The sequence below is a fragment of the Cryobacterium cheniae genome (genome assembly GCF_004403395.1).
Lineage (GTDB): Bacteria > Actinomycetota > Actinomycetes > Actinomycetales > Microbacteriaceae > Cryobacterium > Cryobacterium cheniae.
In genome coordinates, this window is sequence record NZ_SOGN01000058.1 from 30,085 (window position 1) to 49,080 (window position 18,996).

Consider the following 18,996-nt stretch of genomic DNA (forward strand, 5'->3'; position numbering starts at 1 on the left):
GAATCTCCTAGAACTTCACCTTGACGACGACCATCATCCACAATGAGCCGACGATGAGCAGGATGGCGGCGACGACCAGGGCGGCGATACCCCAGATGCTGCCGAAGAAGCCGGCGAAGTAGTTCGGCTGCGTGAGCAGCAGAAACGTGAACACCCCGACCGGCAAGAGGATCAGCACCCACGCGGACATCTTCCCCTCGGCGGCGAGTGACTTCACCTGGCGACGGATCTCGTTGCGTTCCCGGATGGTGTGGCCCACCTGGTCGAGCACCTCGGAGAGGTTGCCGCCGACCTCGCGGTTGATGGCGATCGCCTGCGCCACCCACTGGAAATCCTCGCTCTTCATCCGGGTGGCGGTGTTGTCGAGAGCATCACCGAGGTCCCGGCCGATGCGGGTCTCGTTCACGACCCGGGCCAGCTCGTCGGCCGACGGCGACGGTGTCTCCTGAGACGCCGCGTCGACCGCCCGCAGCAGGCTGTGGCCGGCTCGCAGGCCACCGGCGAGAAGCGACAGGGTTTCGTCGAGTTGCTCCGCGAATTTCGCACGGCGCTGCCCGGCACGCACACTCAGGAGCACCTTGGCACCGATCGGGCCCAGCACCGCGAAGGTGAGCATGAGCGGTATTGCCCAGAGAGTCCCGGTGCCCAGGAGCAGGCCGGTCAGCGCCAGCACCGTAGACGCCGAGAGCACCATGAGCACGAACCCGGACGGCTGCATCCGGATGCCGGCCTGCTCCAATTCTTCCGCCGTGAACGGCGCCCGTCCGCGACGATGAATCGCCCCTTCGATCGCTTCGACCGTGCGGTCGGTGACCCGGGTGAGGGTCGAGGTGTCCACGGCGCCGGGCGCCCGACGGCGTTCCAGCGGCACCCGGGGCCGCGGCGGTGCGATCACCAGGAAGACGGCCACGAACAGGGCGATCAGCGCGGCGGCGATGCCACCGTAGAGGGCCAGGTCGTTCATCGCTGGGACCGGGTGACGAGGTTGGCCTGGAACACGCTCGGGGACAACGGGATCCCGAGGTCCCGGAATTTGTCGGCGAACCGGGGCCGCACCCCGGTCGCCACCGCGTGGCCGAGCAGGCGTCCGGCCTCGTCGACGCCGGCACTGTAGTCGAAGACGAAGGCGTCCTGCAGGGTGACGATATCACCCTCCATGCCCTGCACCTCCGTCACGTGCGTGACCCGGCGCGTGCCGTCCTTGAGCCTGGTGATCTGGATGATTACATCGATCGCCGACGAGATCTGCTCTCGGATGGCGCGCAGCGGCAGGTCCATTCCGGCCATCAGCACGAGGGTTTCCAGCCGGGCGATCGCGTCGCGCGGCGAGTTCGAGTGCACGGTGGAGATCGAACCCTCGTGCCCGGTGTTCATCGCCTGCAGCATGTCCAGGCTCTCGCCGCCGCGGCACTCGCCGATCACGATCCGGTCTGGTCGCATCCGGAGGGAGTTGCGCACGAGGTCGCGGATGGTGACCTCGCCTTTGCCCTCGATGTTGGCCGGCCGGGATTCCAGCCGGATGACGTGGTCCTGCTGCAGTTGTAGCTCCACCGCGTCCTCGATGGTGATGATGCGCTCATCGGAGGGGATATAGGCGGACAGCACGTTGAGCAGCGTCGTCTTCCCGGTTCCGGTTCCGCCCGAGACGATGATGTTGAGCTTGGCCTTCACGCAGGCATCCAGCACCTGGGCCATCTCGGCGCTCAGCGTGCCGAAGCCGACCAGGTCGTTCACCGTGAAGGGTTCGCGCGCGAACTTGCGGATCGTGAGAGAGGAGCCGTCGACCGCGAGCGGCGGGATGATCGCGTTCACCCGCGAGCCGTCGGCGAGGCGCGCGTCCACCAGCGGCGACGATTCGTCGATGCGGCGCCCGACCTTCGACACGATGCGCTCGATCACCCGGCGCAGCTGGGCCTCGCTGGTGAAGCGGGCCGCGCTGCGACTGAGGCGGCCGTCACGCTCGACGAAGATCTGCTCGTGGCCGTTGACCATGATCTCGGTCACGGCGACGTCGTCGAGCAAAGCCTCCAGCGGGCCGAATCCGAGCACGTCAGCACCGATCTCGGCGATCAGCCGGGTGCGCTCCTCCGGGCTGAGCGGAACCTGTTCCGCCGAGACAATGCTGCCGAGTTCGGCCCTGGCATACGTGTGCAGCTGTTCTTCGCTCAGGCTCGGGTCGTTCAGGCGCGTGCCGATTCGACCGAAGAGTTCCTGCGCCGCCCGCTCCTTGAGTTCGGCCAGCGGGTCCACCGGCGGGGCCGGGATGGGCGCGGGTTCCGGGGTGGGTGCCTGAGCCTCCGGTTCAGCTGATGCGTTAGTGGAAGGCTGAAGGACAACGTCCGTCACCGCCTTCGATGCAGAGACGATGCCGTTGCCGGCCTTCTTGTCGAGCTTGTGCAGTGGACCATCGCGGCGTGCCGCCTCCACTCGGTCGGTTAGTTTCATGCGACAACCACCCTTCGATGCAAGCGACCGCGTTTGAGTGACGCGCTGGGGTCGAATCGGCGCACCAGCTCCGTCAGGGCAGCCGACGCGGGATTCTTCTTTCTGTTCTGGAGCAGCGGAATGCCACGATTCGTGGACAGCGTCACCAGGCTCGAACGGGGTACGGCGACGTCCACCGGCACACCGATCGTTGCCTCGACGTCCTTCACGCTCAGCCCACTCACCCGGTCGGCGAAGTTCAACACAACATGACGGGCCGGCGGCAGGATGCCGATGGTGGCGAGAACGGCGAGCTCCTTGCGCAGGCCGCGCGCACCCGGCACGGACATGTCACAGAGGAACACGGCGTCGGTGGCGGCCTCGAGGGCGGCCAGGGCGTGCTCGCCCAGGCCGGGCGCCGTGTCGATGATCACGAACCGAAAGATCACGGCGAGTTGGCGAATGAGGTGTCCGAGCTGCTCGCCGGTGACCCGGTCCCCGTCGGCCGGGGACTCCGCGCCGCACACGACGTAGTAGCCGTCCGAATGCGGAGTGAGATAGGCCTTGAGCACCAGGGCGTCGCCCGCCGCGGCAGCGGTGACAACATCCGGCAGGGCGCGCCCAGGAGTCAGCGACAGGGCCATGGCCACGTCCCCGAACTGCACGTCGGCGTCGATGAGCACCACCGATAGCGGAGCCTGCCGGGCGAGGCCCACGGCCAGGTTGGTCGCGACGGTTGTCTTGCCGACACCACCCTTGGCTGCTGCCACCGCGATGATCTGATGCGGGATGACCTCCGGTTGGGGGGTCACCTCGATTGTGGGCGGGTCGACGGTGGGGGGTTCCCACCGCTCATCGACGGCCGGCCCGTCACCCCGTGCGGAGTCATCCTCAAACTCGAACTCGGCCTTGACCGCGTCTGGTGGCTGGTCCTGGTCTTCGTCGCCGGTTTCGACGTCAACGGACGTCTGCGCTACCGACCCCAGCACCCCGTCACGCCAGGGGCTCAGTCGGGGGCGGCTCATTCGAACACCGTGCTGCCACCGATGACCGCTGAACCCGTTTCGTCAGCGGTCGCAGGTTCGATGGTGAGCCAGACGCTGCCGAATTCCTGGCCCCAGACCAGCTTCTGAATGTCTGCGGTCGACCGGGCCAGGGTGACCATGACCGCGTCGAACGGCTCGGCTGCCGCGTCCGCTCCCTCGGCAGGAGGAGTCTTGTTTCCCTCCCGTACCGCGGTGACAAGCACCTTGTGGAAGACCTGGCGGCTGATCGGCGTGTCCTCGGCGCCGTCAGTGCCCTTGATCGTCGCGGAAATCACGACGCCGACGGTGTCGCCCGGCTTGACAGTGCCGCCGACCACCTGCTCGACGGGAAGCGCGATGCTGACCGCCTGCATCCCCTCCGGCAGGGCAACGTCTCCGCTGGCTGCCCGCTCGGCGGGCGTCACCCAGCGCGACTCGAGCAGTTGCTCGCCGGGCATCAGCGCGGTGTCTGCCACCAGGCCCTTCAGGTCGCTCAGTTTCGTCACGCGTCCAGGAACGGCGGCGAGGGTCGGAATCTGCTTCGCAGTGATGAGGTCGCTGATCGCGCTCGCCTCGGTGCCGGCTGGGATCTCAGCCGCTACCAGGTAGACCTCCACGAATTCGGCCCCGTTGGCCGCTCGCGCGTCAGCACTGTTCACGTAGCCGGTAAGCACGACGGTGCCAACAACGGCCAGGACGATCGCGAGGATCGCGCCAATGAGTCGAGTTTTCATGAAATCTCCTAGTTTGAAAGTCTGACGAGGTCTACGCCGAGGTCGGGGCCACCGATAGCCGCACCTGCCGCGTCAACGGACACCCAACGATCGAAGTACCCCTGAATTCCACGGCAATTGCCGGTGCACCTCGGGGCGGCGGGATCGGTGTTGGTCAGTGCCGGACCCCCGGAGAACTTCCACCCGGTGATGGTGAAGGCAGCGAACGCGTAGAGGTGGTACGAGGCCGCCTGGCCATTGGTCACTTCGTTTCCGCTCGGGTTGTAGGCCCGGTCGAAAATGGGCACCAGGATCGTCTGGCCTTCGAGATCGGTCAGCGTGGCGGCACAGATACCAGGGAACGAGTTGCCCGGTTCGCTCGGAGCGCGCGCCACGGTCAGGTCGATGGCGGCCTCGCACTCGTCCTCCACCCGGTCGAGCCAGCCGAATCCACCGGGAATGGGGTGGCCGTCCGGGGTCGTGCACGCCGGGTTCTGGTCGTAGCGAAGGAGCACGAGGGTTCCGTCCAGGGCCGGCTGGAATTCACACAGCGAGATGGCGAGCGGCAGGACGATCATGCTCTCCCGCGGCGGGCCCCACTCGGCGGTGGCGGCAGCGTGCACGGTCGTCGAATCGATGCCGATGAACCGGGCGAACGGGTGGCTGATGGCATCCGCATTGGTGCTGGCCACCCGAGTGCTCGAGGTGACGAGCACGCTGTTGCTGGTAGGGAAGGTGGGGGTGAGAACGTTGGCGGCGCCGTCGTTGGCATTAGCGTCGGCGAAGGCGGCGGCTTTGGCCGCGGAGCCGGTGCAGACGCCGTCCGTGGCGCAGCCCTGGGCGATGGCGAGCGCTGCGGCATCCGCTCCGTTCTGGAGCTGGCCGCGTTCGACGTACAGGGCACCGACGTCGACGGCGATTGCCGCGAACCCAAGGAGCGGCACCAGCAGCACCGCCACCAGGACGGCACTCGCGCCGCGCTCATTGCCCAGACGTGCAGTTATCCTCCGCATTGCATGACTCCTTTACCGGTGAGAGGCAGCGTCACACCGAAGTACCCGGTGAGCAGGTCTACCTCGTAGTCGATGGTGACGGTCACGGCCGATCCGGCGGCGCAATCGGCCGGACTGACGGTGATGTCACCCGTGGTGAGCGCGGGGTTGACCGACGGAGCTGCCAGGCTGGCGGCCGTCTTGGCCCGCGCGGGATCGTTGTGGATGGCCATCGTCCGGGCACCCTCACGGGCCGCATTGCTCAGAGAGATCTGCACGTTGTAGACCCGGCTGAACTCGATCACTCCGAGTACGAGCAGGAGGAGTAGGGGAAGGACGAGCGCGAACTCGACGGCAGCCGCTCCGCGCTCGCTTGTGACGGTGCGCCTGAAAATCATGGAATGGCCCCTTCGGGTAGGCCTGGCGTTGCGGGTAAAAGTCGGGGGTGAGTGCGGGCGGCGGCGGCTCGCCATGACGAGCCGCCGCCGGCGCACGGGGTCTGGCGGGTCATGTCCCGCCGGGCACACGTTGGTTAGAGGTTGCCTTCAACTCCGGTGAACAACGCCTGGAGGGCGAGGCCGACTGCGCCGACAGCACCGATGATGACGACGGCGATGAGCGAGACCATGAGGCCGTACTCCACCGCGGTGGCGCCTTCCTCGTCGGTGCGCATGCTGTTGATGGCGGCCTGGATCTTGGTGTAGAACTTCATCTCGGGTTGTCCGTTCTGTGTGGGCCGGCCAGGGCGGCCGAGCGAATGACCACAAGTTACGTCCGCAGAGAAAACCTCACTACGTCCCAGTGAGGGGGATCCCTGTCTGGGGGGTAGCTGATGCTTTGCTGGACAAATCCTGGAAGCGACACGACAATAACTCGCGACGTGGGCTTGTCGCGAGTGAGGCCGTCATTCGGGTTCGGGCCGGTCAGTTCGAGTGGCTCAGGGGATCGCGCGGGAGGTGTCTCCAGGCGCGGCGCGGGCAGGAAGAATCGGGTACACAGGTGCTCCTCGGGTGAAGCGAACTCGCCTCAGGGTCGGCGACAGCGCCACCGTAGCCCCGTCTCAGCGATCGTCCTGACCCCCCGCCGGGGGGAACTTCAGGCCAGCAGCACGCCCAGGAAGGCCCCGGCGAGCATGGACGGCCCGAACGGGATGGAACTCCGCAGCGTCACCCGGCGGAGCGCCAGTGCAACCAGCGAGACCAGGCCCCCGACCAGGAACGCCCCGAAAGCACCGACGAGAAACGGGGTCCACCCCAGGTAGCCGAGGGCGAAGCCGATCACCGCGGCCAGTTTCACGTCACCCATGCCGATGCCGCCGGGCGAGATCAGGGCGAGCACGAAATAGAACGCGAACAGCGCGGCGCCGCCGACGAGTGCTCCCAGCAGAGCGGGCCAGGCCCCGGATGCCACCGCCGCGAAGGCCAGCAGCACCGGAAGCACGATCATCGAGGGGTAGACGAGCGCGTTGGGCAGCCGCTTCTCGGCGATGTCGACGACGCTGAGCACCACCGTGATCAGCGCCAGATACAGATAGGCCGGGAGCTCCCACGCGACCCCGAATTTCCACACCACGAGCGCGATGAGAAGGCCGGTCGACGCGGTCACGGTCGCACGGACCGGCAACGCGAAGCGGCGGCGGATGCGCAGCATCCGTTCGGCAATCCCGGTGAGTGGCACCCCGAGTGCGGCGCCGATCAGGCCGGCGACAATCGGCAGCCAGGGCGCCACGCGCGGTCAGCTCTCGCCGCGGGAAATCGTCACCATCTCGTCGCGGGGTACGACCTTGACCCGGGTTCGGCCCGCGTCGGCGCCGAGCGCGAGCTCGTGCTGGTCGAGCCGGTGCCAGCCGTCGAGGTTCGTGTATCGCACCCCGCGCTCGTCGAGCAGGTCCACGATGCTCTGCTCCGACGACGACTGCGGGCGCCACCAGTTGCCGAGGTCGTTGATCAGGTGCCGCACGGTCTCCATGGCGTCGGACTTCGTGTGCCCGATCAGCCCGACCGGTCCGCGCTTGATCCACCCGGTCGCGTAGACGCCGTACATCTGCGTGTTGCCGCCCTTCGATCCGAACGACGGGTCACCCTTCCAGAGCACCTGCCCCTCCCGGTTGGGGATGACGCCGCGCTTCTTGTCGAACGGAACGCCCGGCAGCGGGGACCCGAAGTAGCCCACCGCGCGGTAGACGGCCTGGATCGGCAGCTCCCGGATCTCGCCGGTGCCGACGACGCCGCCCTGCCCGTTCGGGGTGGTGCGTTCGTAACGGATGGCGCCGACCCGGCCGGTGCCGTCGTCGACGATTTCGAGGGGCTTGGCGAAGAAGTGCAGGTGCAGTCGCCGGCTGGCCGCGCCGGCCGGGCGCTCCCGCCACTTGTTCAGCACCTTGTCGATCACGAAGACCTGTTTGTTGCTGGCCACCGCGTCTCGCGCGGCATCGTCGTAGTCGAAGTCCTCGTCGTAGACGACGATGTCCACATCGGGCAGGTCGCCGAGTTCCCGCAGCTCCAGCGGGGTGAACTTGACGGAGGTCGGGCCGCGGCGGCCGAACACATGCACATCCGTCACCGGCGAGGCCTTGAGCCCCTCGTAGACGTTCGCCGGGATCTCCGTGCTCAGCAGGTCGTCGGCGTGCTTGGCCAGCATGCGCGCGACATCCAGCGCCACGTTGCCGTTGCCGATGACGGCGACTTCCCGGGCGTCCAACGGCCAGGTGCGCGGCACGTCGGGGTGGCCGTCGAACCAGCTGACGAACCGGGCGGCCCCGTAGGACCCGGTCAGGTCGATGCCCGGGATGTCCAGGTCGGCGTCGTGCACGGCCCCGGTCGCGAAGATGACGGCGTTGTAGTGCTTCTTCAGGTCCTCGAGGGTGAGGTCGATGCCGAATCGCACATTGCCGAAGACCCGGATGTCGCCGCGGTCGAGCACGTCGCGCAGGGCCGTGATGATTCCCTTGATCCGGGGGTGGTCCGGGGCGACGCCGTAGCGCACGAGACCGTAGGGCGCCGGCAGTTGGTCGAACAGGTCGATCGAAACGTCGAAGTTCCGTTCCGCCTTGAGCAGGATGTCGGCGGCATAGATTCCCGCAGGTCCTGCGCCGACAATGGCCAATCGCAACTTGGTCATGGAAGCCTTTCTAACTTGATCGCTCAACGATCGTGTCGGCGAAACGGGTGAGGGCCTTCTTGACCGAACCATCCGGCAGCGGAGCCAGAGCCTCGACCGCGTCGCGAGCCCAGCTGTGCGCCTCGGCGAGAGTCTGCCCGGTCACGTCATGGTCGCGCAGCGCGGTGATCGCCGAGTCCGCCGCCGCGGTCGCGACACCGTTGCTGGCCATCACGTCGCGTTCGAGGCGTTCGAGCAGGGTGGCCGCGGTGTCGTCGTGCGGGGCCCGCTCGCGCAGACGCAGCAGCGGCAGGGTGGCCACGCCGGCGCGCAGGTCGGTGCCGGGCACCTTGCCTGTTTCCTCCGGTTGCGGGGAGAGGTCGAGCACGTCGTCGATGAGCTGGAAGGCGACGCCGACCTTCTCGCCGAAGGCGATCACGGGCTGTTCGAACTCAGGCGGCGCATTGGAGAAGATGATTCCGGCCTGGGCGGCCGCGGCGATCAGCGAGCCGGTCTTGTCGGCGAGCACCTGGATGTAGTGCTGCACGGGGTCCTGGCCGGGCTGCACACCGACCGTTTCGTGAAGTTGGCCGAGCACGAGCCGTTCGAAGGTGTCGGCCTGCAAACGGATGGCCCGCTCACCGAGGCGTGCCATCAGCTGGTTGGCGCGGGCGAAAAGCAGATCCCCGGTCAGGATCGCCACCGAGTTGCCCCACACGGTCTGGGCGCTCGGCACCCCGCGGCGCTTGTCCGAGTCGTCCATCACATCGTCGTGGTACAGCGAGGCCAGGTGGGTGATCTCGATCGCGGTGGCCGCGGTGATGACGTCGGTGTGGTTGCCGCTGCCGAGGTGGGCGGTGAGCAACGCCAGCATGGGGCGCACGCGCTTGCCCCCCGCTTTGAGCAGGTACCGGCTGGTGACGTTCGCGATCTCGTCGGCGAAGGTGACCTCGGCGAGCAGGCTGGCTTCGACCTGGTCGATGCCCGCGTCGATGCCCGCCGCGAGGCCACGGTCCTCGGCGGTTGAGAAAATGCGATCGCTGAGGCCGAGCTGGCTCGTCACGGAAGAGCCCCGACGGAACACGGGCATGCTCGGTTTCACTCTGTCAGCCTAACGATCGGATCTGGGAAGATTCAGGACGGTGCGGTTGACGCATCCGCCGGCTTGACGCCGCGGTGCAGGGCCACGATGCCCAGGCTCAGGTTGCGGTAGGCGACGGCGTCATAGCCCGCCTCCCGCAGCCAGGCACTGAGGGTCTGCTGGTTCGGCCAGGCGGCGATCGACTCGCCCAGGTAGTCGTACGCCTCCGCGTTCGAGGACGCCAGCTTCACGATCATCGGCATCACATGATTGAGGTAAGCGAAGTAGCCCATCCGAATCGGCGCGAACGGCGGCGTGGAGAACTCGCAGATCACGACGCGCCCGCCGGGCTTGGTCACCCGGTAGAACTCGGCCAGGGCCTTCCTGGGCTCGACCACGTTGCGCAGGCCGAACGAGATGGTCACGGCGTCGAACTCGTTGTCGGCGAACGGCAGGGCCGTGGCGTCGGCCTGCACGAACTCGAGCTGCGGGTTCCCGGCGTGGCGGGAACGGCCGACGGCGATCATGCCCTCGGAGAAGTCGGCGGCCACGACATGCGCGCCCGTTTTCGTCAGCGCGACGCTCGAGGTGCCCGTTCCGGCGGCGATGTCCAGGATGCGTTCGCCGCGCCGGGGGTTCACGGCGCGGGTCGCGGCCATCCGCCACAGGGCCGCGTTCCCGACCGAGAGCACGGCATTCGTGCGGTCGTAATGGGTGGAGACCTGATCGAACATGGCAGCGACCTGCTCGGGCTGCTTATTGAGGTCTGCTCTACTCACTCCCTCAGTCTAGATTGCCGGCGGACACGCGGGGCCCTCCAGAGCCGCTGGCATAGGCTGTGCAGGTGAATGCTCAGGCTCTAACGGTCGAAACCACCCCCCTCGCCGACATCCGCCAACTCATTCTTCTGCTCGACACCCGCGAACCGTTGCTCTGGATGCGCCGCAACCAGGGTCTGGCGGGCATCGGCACGGCACTCCGGCTCGAGTTCTCCGGCGCGACCCGGCTCACGGATGCCGCCACCGCCTGGCGCGAGGTCGCGGCCGCAGCCACCGTGTCCGACCCGATCGAACGCACCGGCACCGGCCTGCTCGCCTTCGGAGCCTTCGCCTTCGACGCCTCCTCCGATCAGACCAGCGTGCTGATCGTGCCGCAGGTCATCATCGGTCGCGACAACGGCCAGTGCTGGGTGACCCGGATCTGGCCGACCGGAACCACACCGCCGGAAATCCCCCTCGCCCTGCGTCCGCTCGGCACCGAATACCGCATTTCGCTGCTGCCCGGCGCTCTGCCTCCCGCCGGGTACCGCGACGCGGTCGGCGAGGCCGTCTCCCGCATCGCCTCGGGGGATCTCAACAAGGTCGTGCTGGCCCGGGACCTGGTCGGCCGGCTGCCGGCCGAATCAGACCTGCGCCGCGCCGTCAGCGAACTGGCGCTGGGCTACCCCGACTGCTGGACCTACGCGGTCGACGGCCTCGTCGGCTCCAGCCCGGAGACCCTCATCCGCGCCGACCACGGCGAGGTCAACGCCCGCGTGCTTGCCGGCACGGTGTCGCGAGGCTCGGATGCCGCCTCCGACCTGGAGGCGGCCCTCCAGCTGGCCACCTCCGCCAAGGACGGCGACGAACACGAGTTCGCGGTGCAGAGCGTGCTGGCCTCGCTCCATTCGCACACCTCGCACCTCACGACCAGCGAGATCCCGTTCACGGTGAAGCTGCCCAACCTCTGGCACCTGGCGACGGATGTCGAGGGCACCCTGAGCGACGGATCGAACTCCCTCGACCTGATCGCCGCCCTGCACCCGACGGCCGCGGTCGCCGGCACTCCCACCGAGACGGCGCTCGCCCTGATCCGCGAACTGGAGCCCTTCGACCGGGGCCGCTACGCGGGCCCGGTGGGCTGGGTCGGCGCCGACGGCGACGGCGAGTGGGCGATCGCCCTGCGCTGCGCCCAGGTCAGCCCTGCCGGCGCCGTCACGGCGTACGCGGGCTGCGGCATCGTGCTGGACTCCGAGCCGGAGCGCGAACTCGCCGAAACCCGGATGAAGTTCCGCCCCGTCGTGGAGGCCTTCGGCTGACCCCGCCCGGGCTCACCCGAACATCCGTCCCGCTCCCCTCCCGCTCCCGTCGGAGTGCTCGGGTCACTCCGGGCCGGAACGGGCACTCTCAGGTCGCGGCGAGGCGGGCCTTCTCGACCTCCACGTCGAAGGTCGCCGGCGGCCAGGACAGGTCCAGTCGCTGCAGGGCGTCGATGAGCAGATGCTGCACGACCAGGCGGGCGTACCACTTCTTCTCGGCGGGCACCACGAACCAGGGGGCGGCGTCGGTCGACGTGCGTTCGAGGGCGATCTGGTACGCCTCCTGGTAGGCGGCCCACCGCATCCGTTCGTCGATGTCGCCCGGGTTGTACTTCCAGTGCTTGTCCGGGCGTTCCAGCCGCTCGGCCAGGCGTTCCTTCTGGTCGTCCGAGCCGATGTGCAGCATGACCTTGACGATGGTCGTGTCAGCGTCGACGACTTCCTGCTCGAACGTCTTGATCAGGCCGTAGCGCTCCTCGATCTCTGCCGCCGGGGCCAGCGCGCGCACGCGACCGACCAGCACGTCCTCGTAGTGCGACCGGTCGAAGACCCCGATCAGGCCGGCGTCGGGCAGCCGTTTGCGTACCCGCCAGAGGAAGTCGTGAGCCCGCTCTTCCTCGGTGGGTGCCTTGAACGCGTACGGACGGATGCCCTGAGGGTCGACAGCGCCGACGACGTGGCGCACGATGCCGCCTTTGCCGGCCGTGTCCATGGCCTGCAGCACGAGGAGCACCCGACGGGGGTCGCCGGACCGGCTGTTGGCGAACAGCATCTCCTGCAGCTCCGCCAGCACGCCGACCCCGGCGGCGAGCGCTTCGTCCGCGTTGTCCTTCTCCACTCCGTCGAAGCCGGGCGTGGAACCGGGATCGACGTCAGCGAGCCGGAACCCCGGTCTCACCCGCAGCAACGCCGCCGGTTCCCCGGCCCAGAAATCCTGCTCACTGCGTTCAGCCATGGTGAACCTTCCGTTGTTGTGCCTACCGAACCAGCGGAACCTCGAGGATGCTCGGCCCCGCGTGCGGCGCGGTCAGCGCCCGTTCGAGGTCGCTCCGAGTGGCCACCTGACCGTAGGACCAGCCGTAGGCGGCGGCGAGGTTGGCCAGGTCCGCCCGTTGAGGGGTGAACAGAACCCGGTTGATGGCCTCGGCGCGAGCGGATGCCGCCACCTCCAGGCCGTCGAAAATGGTGCCGCCGCCGTCGTTGCCGACGATGATCTGCAACCGGGGGAGCGCCTCCCCCGGGGTGAGCAGGAGCGATCCGACATCGTGCAGCAGGGTGAGGTCGCCGACCACCAACCGGGTGACCCCGGTGGACTGCGGCGTCGGCCCGGTCTGACTGGCCAGGGCGATGCCGACAGCCGTGGCGACGGTGCCGTCGATGCCCGCCAGGCCACGGTTGGAGTGCACGGAGATCTTCTTGCCTGGCACGCGCCGGTCGGCCACCCGCACCAGCCGGGAGGCACCGAAAACGAGACGGTCGTGCGGCCAGGAGGCGCGCCAGACGGCATCCACGAGCATGGGCCGGGTGACCGGCGCGCGCATGGCGGCGAGCTCTTCGCGGGTGATCCCCCGGTCGCTGATCGGGATCGATTCCCGGGCAGCCCCCGCGGCCAGTAGGTGCCGGCTGGACATCACCCAGCGTCCCAGCCATTCCCGGCCTTCGGGGGTGTCGGCCGCGGAGACGGCCGCGTCATCCGGGGCGGCCGCACGGGCGAAGACGCGCACCCGGTGTCCGGGGTTGTACCATTCCGCGCCGGAGGGAGCCACCACGACGGTTTCCACGCCCTCGCGCTGGATCATGGCGGGCACCTCGCGACTGAGCGTGGGGTGACCGAACACGACCACGCGCTCGACCCGCCCGCCGAGGTCGGAGGCCAGCAGCAGCTCGCGGTAGGCGGACACGAGGTTCGGGCCGAACCGGGCGCCGCTGCACACCTCCGCCAGGAGCGGCCAGCCGCCGGCGCGCGCGAATTCCTCGGCCTCGGGGCCGGCGCCCGTGCCGGCGATGACCACGGTGCGCGGGCCGCCGGTGACCAGGAACACCGGTGCGGTGCCGGCAGCGGCCACGACGGGTGCGACAGGCACGGCGGCGGGCACGGCGGCGGACTCGGCGAGGCCGGCCGGGCCCGAGATCGCTTCGGGGGTCAGCGTCACGGGCGCCGACAACGGCTCCCGGAACGCGAGGTTGAGCTGCACCGGGCCCGGGTCGAGCGTGGTGGCGCCGGTAGCGGCATCCGTCGCCTGGCGGGCCAGCAGGATGGCGTCGCCCGGCTCGGCGGCCGCGCCTTCCGGCGCGGGCGCATCCACGCAGAGGCGCGTCGCCACCCCGAACAGGCCGGGCTGCAGGGTGGTCTGATTCGAACGGATGCCGCGCAGCTCGCTCGGCCGGTCGGCCGTCAGCAGGATCATGGGCACCCCGGAGTGGTTCGCTTCGAGCACCGCGGGGTGGAGGTTCGCGACGGCCGTGCCGGAGGTGCAGACGACCAGCGCCGGACGCCCGGACTCGACCGCCAGCCCGAGAGCGAGGAAGCCCGCGCCGCGCTCGTCGAGGCGCACGTGCAGCCGGATCAGCCCGATCCGTTCGAGTTCAGCGCACACCAGGGCGAGAGCCTGGGACCGGGCACCCGGGCTGAGAACCACGTCGCGCACCCCGAGTCGCACGAATTCACCCAGGAGAGAGACGCTGAAATCTGTGGCCGGGCTGCCGCTCGCTACGATGTCAGGCATCCCGCCGGCCAGGCAGATCGCCTTCGCCCGGCTCGGTCTTCTTCGGCTCGAAACCGGTCTGGCCGGTCTGGCCGCCCTGTTTTCCCTGACCGGTCGTGCCGGTCGGGTCAGCGGTGCCGGTGGAACCGAGATCCCGGGGATCCGGGGCGTCGAGGTCGGCTAGCTCCTGCTCGAGGGCGCGGAGTCGTTCCTGGTCCGACGTGGCCCGGTCCAGACCCTTGAGAAAGTCGATGTCGTCGTCCGGGGCGAACGACCGCACGACCTTGCCCGTGCTGGCGCGGCCACGACCGATCAGCAGCCAGAGCACCGGCCCGATCACGGGGATGAGCACGATCACGAACATCCACACCCACCGCGGAAGCCCGCGCACTCGGGATCGCTGCAGAAGCGCGCAATCCACCAGCGCATAGACGGTGAGGACGACGACGACGACTCCAAGAGCGAACCACAGGCGGACCATGTCCTCAGTGTATGGCTCCCAGCCGTGAGATCGGTGAGTGATTGCACAGCCCGGCAACCTAAGCTGTGAGCATGAAAGCTGTTCCCGTCTGGGTGTCCTACTCGGTCCTCCGTGTGCTCCTGTTCGCCGTCCCGCTCGCCGTGATGCTCGCTCTCCGGATCGAGTGGTGGATCGCCGCGATCGCCGCCGCGCTGATCGGAGCCTCGCTCTCCTTCATCTTCCTGCGGAAGCCCCGGGAGAAGGTCGCGCTGGGCCTCTACCAGGCGCGGCACCCCGACGCGGAACCGGTGCACCCCGATGCCGAGTCCGAGGACGCGGCCCTCGACCGTGCGGACGCGCGGGTGGCCGAAACCGATTTACAGGGCAAACGCGAGAGCCAGTAGCACCCCGTAGGCCAGCGCCGCGAAGCTGGTCAGTTTGAGGGCCAGCACCAGTTCAGCCGAGGTCTTCGCCGTCACCGTTATCAATCCGGCCGGCACCGCGAGCAGCAGCACGAAGAACGTCAACCAGGCCAGCGGGTAGAAGACCGCGAAGAAGGCGACGATCGCGAACGCCAGCAGCAGGAACAGACAGAAGACCACGCGCGACGCGGTGCTCCCGATCAGCACCGCGAGGGTGCGTTTGCCGGATGCGCGATCCGGCTCCAGGTCGCGCAGGTTGTTGACCATCAGCACGGCCATGGCGATCAGCCCGATCCCGACGCCGCTCAGCCAGCTTTCGGTGTTCACGGTGCCGACCTGCACATAGGTGGTGCCGGTCGTGGCCACGAGCCCGAAGAACACGAAGACGAAGACCTCGCCGAGACCGAAGTAGCCATACGGTTTGCGTCCCCCGGTGTAGAACCAGGCGGCGGCGATGGCGACGGCGCCCACCAGAAGCAGCCACCACTGCCCGGTCAGCACCACCAGGGTGAGGCCGGCGAGCGCCGCGAGGGCGAAGAACGCGGCGGCGACCGTCAGCACGGCGCGGGGCCGGGCGGCGCCGCTGCCGGTCAACCGGGCCGGACCGATCCGATTGGCGTCGGTGCCGCGGATGCCGTCGGAATAGTCGTTGGCGTAGTTCACGCCGATCTGCAGGCACAGGGCCACGATCAACGCCAGCACCGCTCGCACCGGGTGGAAGACGCCGGGTCCGCTCGCGACGATCGCGGCGCCCGTCCCGAGGGCCACCGGGGCGATCGCCAGCGGAAGCGTGCGCAGGCGCGCCCCGGAGACCCAGTCGCCCGCCGTGGCCGGCGCGGCCACGGCCGAGCCACGGCCCGCGGGGGCATTCCGCCGTGCCGGGTTGCCCGACTTCCGGTTCCGGGCCGCCGAATTCGTCGATGCCGAGGGGTTCAATCGCTGTTGTGAGGGCCTGACCGGCCGCGCTCCGTGTGCCACGCATTCATAGTACGTGCCGGTGGCTCGGTAGCTCGGCAGCTCGGCAACTCAGAGATCTGCGAGCATCCGGGCCAGCTCCCGGCGGTCGGGTTTACCCGTGGAAAGCTGCGGGATCGACGCGACCCGAACGAGGCGCGCGGGCCTGGCCGCCTTGCCCAGCACGGATGCGACGGCTTCCCCGATTCGCTCGAGGGTGTCCGCCGGAAGGCCGGCATCTCCGGGTGCCCCCGGCACGACCAGCACCGGGACCTGGCCCCAGGTGAGATCGGATCGAGCGACCACCAGGGACTGGCCGAGGCCCGGCAACGACCGCACGACCCGCTCGACCGCGTCGAGCGACACCTTCTCGCCGCCGGAGATGATCACATTGTCGGCGCGCCCGAGCACACGCAGGCCCGTCGCGGCATCCACTTCGCCCAGGTCGCCGGTGCGGTACCAGCGTTCTCCGTGCACGTCGATGAAGCGGTCCCTGGTGCGCACGGGGTCACCCAGATAGCCCTCGGCGAGCACCGAGCCCGCGATCTCCAGCTGCCCGTCGACCACGCGCACCCGGGTATTGCCGATCGGCGTGCCGTTGTAGACGCACCCGCCCGAGGTTTCCGACGAGCCGTAGGTGGCGACGATCCGCAGGTCGAGGGCGAAGGCCCGCTCGGCGAGCTGCGGCGGCAGCGCCTGGCCGCCGACGAGGATTCCGTCGAAGCGGCGCAGCAGGGCCAGCAGGTGACGGTCGTCCGCGGCGGCGGCGACCAGTCGGGCCAGCTGCACCGGGACCAGGGCGGTGAGCCGCAGCGGCTCGGTGAGGCGCTCGGCCCCGGTCGCGAACACGGCCGGGTCGAAGTGGCCGCCCGGCAGCACGACGGGGATGGTGTCGGCCGCGATCGAGCGCACGAGCACCTGCACCCCGGCGATGTAGTGCACGGGCAGGGCCAGCAGCCACTGCCCGGGGCCGCCGAGGCAGACGCTGGACGCGGCGGCGCTGCTGAGCAGGGCGTCGGTGCTGAGCATCACGCGCTTGGGCACATCCGTCGACCCGGACGTCTCGATCACCACGGCCACCTGCCGGGGCACGCGCGTCAGGCCGGGCCGCGGGGCCGCCCCCGGCTGGTCGGGCACGGGCCGGTCGGGCACGGGCAGCACGGCGTCGCCCGTGTTGGCCAGCGCGAGGCGCAACGGTGTCATCAGGTCGAGCGGGTCACCGACCGGCACCACCCTCAGCCGCCGGGTCATGGTCGCCTAGAACTGCCAGTCGTAGGGACCCCAGTCGGGGTCGCGCTTCTCCAGGAACGCGTCGCGCCCCTCGACCGCCTCGTCGGTGCCGTAGGCCAGTCGGGTGGCCTCCCCGGCGAACACCTGCTGGCCGACCAGACCGTCGTCCACGGCGTTGAAGGCGAATTTCAGCATCCGGATGGCGGTGGGCGACTTGGTCAGGATGGTGCGTGCCCAGTCCAGCGCCTCCACCTCGAGTTCGGCGTGCGGCACGACGGCATTCACGGCACCCATCTCGAGGGCGCGCTGAGCGGAGTACTCGCGGGCCAGGAAGAACACCTCCCGGGCGGTCTTCTGCCCCACCTGGCGGGCGAAGTAGGCGCTGCCGTAGCCGGCGTCGAAGGAGCCGACGTCGGCATCCGTCTGCTTGAACTTGCCGTGCTCGGCGCTGGCGATACTGAGGTCGCAGACCACATGCAGGGAGTGCCCGCCGCCGGCCGCCCAGCCCGGGATGACCGCGATGACGACCTTGGGCATGAACCGGATCAGCCGCTGCACTTCGAGGATGTGCAGTCGCCCGCCCCTGGCCTTGTCGATCCCGGACGCCGTCTCGCCCTCGGCGTACTTGTAGCCGTCCCGGCCACGGATGCGCTGGTCCCCGCCCGAGCAGAACGCCCAGCCGCCGTCTTTCGGGCTGGGCCCGTTGCCGGTCAGGAGCACCACCCCGATGCGCGGGTTGACGCGCGCGTCCTCGAGGGCGGCGTGGAGCTCGTCAACGGTGTGCGGGCGGAACGCGTTCCGCACCTCGGGCCGGTTGAACGCCACCCGGGCGATCCTCCCGGTCACGTCGTGGTGGTAGGTGACGTCGGTGAGGCGGTCGAAGCCCGCGACCTCCCGCCACTGGGTCGGGTCGAAGATTTCGGAAACCTGTTCGATCATGCACCCAGCCTACGCGGGCCCACGGCGGCGGAATGCGGCTCGCCCGGAGCCCCGCGGGGGCACTGGACCACCCCCCTTTCAAGCGGCAAAGTCAAGCCCCTTGAGGCCTTGGTTTTCACCCTGTGTACTGGTGTCTTGAGAAAGACTCGGAGGTTGTCATGGCCGACACCGGCACCCGAAAACCGATCCGCGAAGCCGGGCTACAGACTCAGTTCACGCAGAACCCTCCCCCACCCGGTCGAGACATCGGGATCAACGCCCTCTCCTCCACTGAATGGCGCATCAGCGACCGGATGATCGCTGACGGCGACCCGGCGGCCCTCGTCGGCTTCATCCAGCGCGTGGACGACGCCTTCGAAGTGACCGACTTCGGCCGGCCCCGCGAGCGGTCGTACTTCTCCTCCTTCGATCGCGCCGCGGCGAGTCTCGCCCTCCGCCCGGCACCCACCAGGGTGGCGCTGCGATGAGCACGGTCGAGCAAGAGACCCAGCCTCCGGAGCATGCGGGTTCAGGACCGGAATCCGCGTCTGGCCGGCCCCTGCCCCGAGCGGCATCCACCTCCGCCCCCTCGACCGCACCCGCGCGTTACAGCGCATCGACGGATGCCTTCGGCGACTACCTGCGTCGCATCGGCAGAGGCCCCCTGCTTCGCGCCGTCGACGAGGTGACCCTCGCCCAGCGCATCGAAGTCGGGCTCTTCGCCGCCGAGAAGTTGTCCCGCGGAGTCGACGACCCGTCCCTGGCCCGCGAGCTGGCCTGGCTCGCCCATGACGGCCGCCGCGCGAAGAATCACTTCATCGAAGCCAACCTGCGCCTCGTGGTGAGCATCGCCAAACACTACTCCGGCCGCGGAATGCCCATCATGGACCTCGTCC

General features: G+C 69.0%; 21 protein-coding genes. 4 read left to right on the forward strand and 17 right to left on the reverse strand.

Annotated elements, in window-relative coordinates; genetic code table 11:
- Window positions 1-7: 7 nt before the first annotated feature.
- From E3T23_RS13365 to ubiE, 11 genes are all read right to left on the reverse strand, one after another.
- Entirely contained in the window at window positions 8-964 is a 957-nt protein-coding gene (locus tag E3T23_RS13365; RefSeq protein WP_134370968.1) for a type II secretion system F family protein, read from the reverse strand.
- Window positions 961-2,445 (reverse strand): TadA family conjugal transfer-associated ATPase, encoded by a 1,485-nt coding sequence (locus tag E3T23_RS13370; RefSeq protein WP_134370969.1) that lies wholly within the window; start codon window positions 2,443-2,445, stop codon window positions 961-963. The genes E3T23_RS13365 and E3T23_RS13370 overlap by 4 nt, the downstream gene beginning before the upstream one ends.
- On the reverse strand, window positions 2,442-3,449 hold the full coding sequence (locus E3T23_RS13375; RefSeq protein ID WP_134370971.1) for a CpaE/TadZ family protein: 1,008 nt from the start codon (window positions 3,447-3,449) through the stop codon (window positions 2,442-2,444). The genes E3T23_RS13370 and E3T23_RS13375 overlap by 4 nt, the downstream gene beginning before the upstream one ends.
- A complete protein-coding gene (gene cpaB / locus E3T23_RS13380; protein ID WP_134370972.1) occupies window positions 3,446-4,183 on the reverse strand; it encodes a Flp pilus assembly protein CpaB in 738 nt (245 codons plus the stop codon). Before cpaB ends, E3T23_RS13375 begins: the two co-directional genes overlap by 4 nt.
- An 8-nt stretch (window positions 4,184-4,191) precedes the next feature.
- On the reverse strand, window positions 4,192-5,175 hold the full coding sequence (locus tag E3T23_RS13385; RefSeq protein WP_134370973.1) for a pilus assembly protein TadG-related protein: 984 nt from the start codon (window positions 5,173-5,175) through the stop codon (window positions 4,192-4,194).
- A complete protein-coding gene (locus tag E3T23_RS13390) occupies window positions 5,163-5,552 on the reverse strand; it encodes a TadE/TadG family type IV pilus assembly protein (protein ID WP_134370974.1) in 390 nt (129 codons plus the stop codon). Before E3T23_RS13390 ends, E3T23_RS13385 begins: the two co-directional genes overlap by 13 nt.
- Before the next feature lie 134 nt (window positions 5,553-5,686).
- Window positions 5,687-5,866, reverse strand: coding sequence for a Flp family type IVb pilin (locus E3T23_RS13395; RefSeq protein ID WP_166806298.1), 180 nt, complete (start codon window positions 5,864-5,866; stop codon window positions 5,687-5,689).
- 383 nt (window positions 5,867-6,249) lie between these two features.
- Window positions 6,250-6,882, reverse strand: a complete 633-nt coding sequence (locus E3T23_RS13400) for a prepilin peptidase (RefSeq protein ID WP_241977942.1) — start codon at window positions 6,880-6,882, stop codon at window positions 6,250-6,252.
- Between the two features lie 6 nt (window positions 6,883-6,888).
- Window positions 6,889-8,274 (reverse strand): FAD-dependent oxidoreductase, encoded by a 1,386-nt coding sequence (locus tag E3T23_RS13405; RefSeq protein WP_134370975.1) that lies wholly within the window; start codon window positions 8,272-8,274, stop codon window positions 6,889-6,891.
- Between the two features lie 10 nt (window positions 8,275-8,284).
- Window positions 8,285-9,355: a polyprenyl synthetase family protein gene (locus E3T23_RS13410; protein WP_420898329.1), complete on the reverse strand. Its 1,071-nt coding sequence runs from the start codon at window positions 9,353-9,355 to the stop codon at window positions 8,285-8,287.
- Window positions 9,356-9,387: 32 nt separating this feature from the next.
- Window positions 9,388-10,113, reverse strand: coding sequence for a bifunctional demethylmenaquinone methyltransferase/2-methoxy-6-polyprenyl-1,4-benzoquinol methylase UbiE (gene ubiE, locus E3T23_RS13415; RefSeq protein ID WP_134370976.1), 726 nt, complete (start codon window positions 10,111-10,113; stop codon window positions 9,388-9,390).
- A 65-nt stretch (window positions 10,114-10,178) separates the two neighbouring features.
- Between ubiE and E3T23_RS13420 the strand changes: the two genes are divergently transcribed.
- Window positions 10,179-11,411: an isochorismate synthase gene (locus tag E3T23_RS13420; protein WP_277612465.1), complete on the forward strand. Its 1,233-nt coding sequence runs from the start codon at window positions 10,179-10,181 to the stop codon at window positions 11,409-11,411.
- Window positions 11,412-11,499: 88 nt separating this feature from the next.
- Here the strand turns inward: E3T23_RS13420 and E3T23_RS13425 are convergent, their stop codons facing one another.
- Genes E3T23_RS13425 through E3T23_RS13435 form a run of 3 tightly spaced genes read right to left on the reverse strand, consistent with a single transcriptional unit; the run spans window position 11,500 to window position 14,597 of the window.
- On the reverse strand, window positions 11,500-12,366 hold the full coding sequence (locus E3T23_RS13425; protein WP_134370977.1) for a PPK2 family polyphosphate kinase: 867 nt from the start codon (window positions 12,364-12,366) through the stop codon (window positions 11,500-11,502).
- Window positions 12,367-12,388: 22 nt separating this feature from the next.
- Complete coding sequence (gene menD, locus E3T23_RS13430) at window positions 12,389-14,137, reverse strand: 2-succinyl-5-enolpyruvyl-6-hydroxy-3-cyclohexene-1-carboxylic-acid synthase (protein ID WP_134370978.1); 1,749 nt, start codon at window positions 14,135-14,137, stop codon at window positions 12,389-12,391.
- Window positions 14,130-14,597: a PLD nuclease N-terminal domain-containing protein gene (locus E3T23_RS13435; protein ID WP_134370979.1), complete on the reverse strand. Its 468-nt coding sequence runs from the start codon at window positions 14,595-14,597 to the stop codon at window positions 14,130-14,132. Before E3T23_RS13435 ends, menD begins: the two co-directional genes overlap by 8 nt.
- Window positions 14,598-14,668: 71 nt before the next feature.
- On the opposite strand from E3T23_RS13435, the gene E3T23_RS13440 reads away from it, so the two are divergent.
- On the forward strand, window positions 14,669-14,980 hold the full coding sequence (locus tag E3T23_RS13440; RefSeq protein ID WP_134370980.1) for a DUF4229 domain-containing protein: 312 nt from the start codon (window positions 14,669-14,671) through the stop codon (window positions 14,978-14,980).
- Here E3T23_RS13440 and E3T23_RS13445 read toward each other — a convergent pair.
- The 3 genes from E3T23_RS13445 to E3T23_RS13455 all read right to left on the reverse strand — a co-directional run bounded on the left by E3T23_RS13445 (window position 14,954) and on the right by E3T23_RS13455 (window position 18,121).
- Window positions 14,954-15,841 (reverse strand): 1,4-dihydroxy-2-naphthoate polyprenyltransferase, encoded by an 888-nt coding sequence (locus tag E3T23_RS13445; RefSeq protein WP_241977944.1) that lies wholly within the window; start codon window positions 15,839-15,841, stop codon window positions 14,954-14,956. The two genes, E3T23_RS13440 and E3T23_RS13445, sit on opposite strands and share 27 nt — an antisense overlap.
- 183 nt (window positions 15,842-16,024) lie before the next feature.
- Window positions 16,025-17,203, reverse strand: coding sequence for an AMP-binding protein (locus tag E3T23_RS13450; RefSeq protein ID WP_166806299.1), 1,179 nt, complete (start codon window positions 17,201-17,203; stop codon window positions 16,025-16,027).
- Between the two features lie 6 nt (window positions 17,204-17,209).
- Entirely contained in the window at window positions 17,210-18,121 is a 912-nt protein-coding gene (locus E3T23_RS13455; protein WP_134370982.1) for a 1,4-dihydroxy-2-naphthoyl-CoA synthase, read from the reverse strand.
- A gap of 158 nt (window positions 18,122-18,279) precedes the next feature.
- Between E3T23_RS13455 and E3T23_RS13460 the strand changes: the two genes are divergently transcribed.
- Complete coding sequence (locus E3T23_RS13460) at window positions 18,280-18,588, forward strand: hypothetical protein (protein WP_134370983.1); 309 nt, start codon at window positions 18,280-18,282, stop codon at window positions 18,586-18,588.
- On the forward strand, window positions 18,585-18,996 hold a 412-nt coding region (locus E3T23_RS13465; RefSeq protein WP_277612466.1), incomplete at its 3' end, for a sigma-70 factor domain-containing protein. The genes E3T23_RS13460 and E3T23_RS13465, both read left to right, overlap by 4 nt.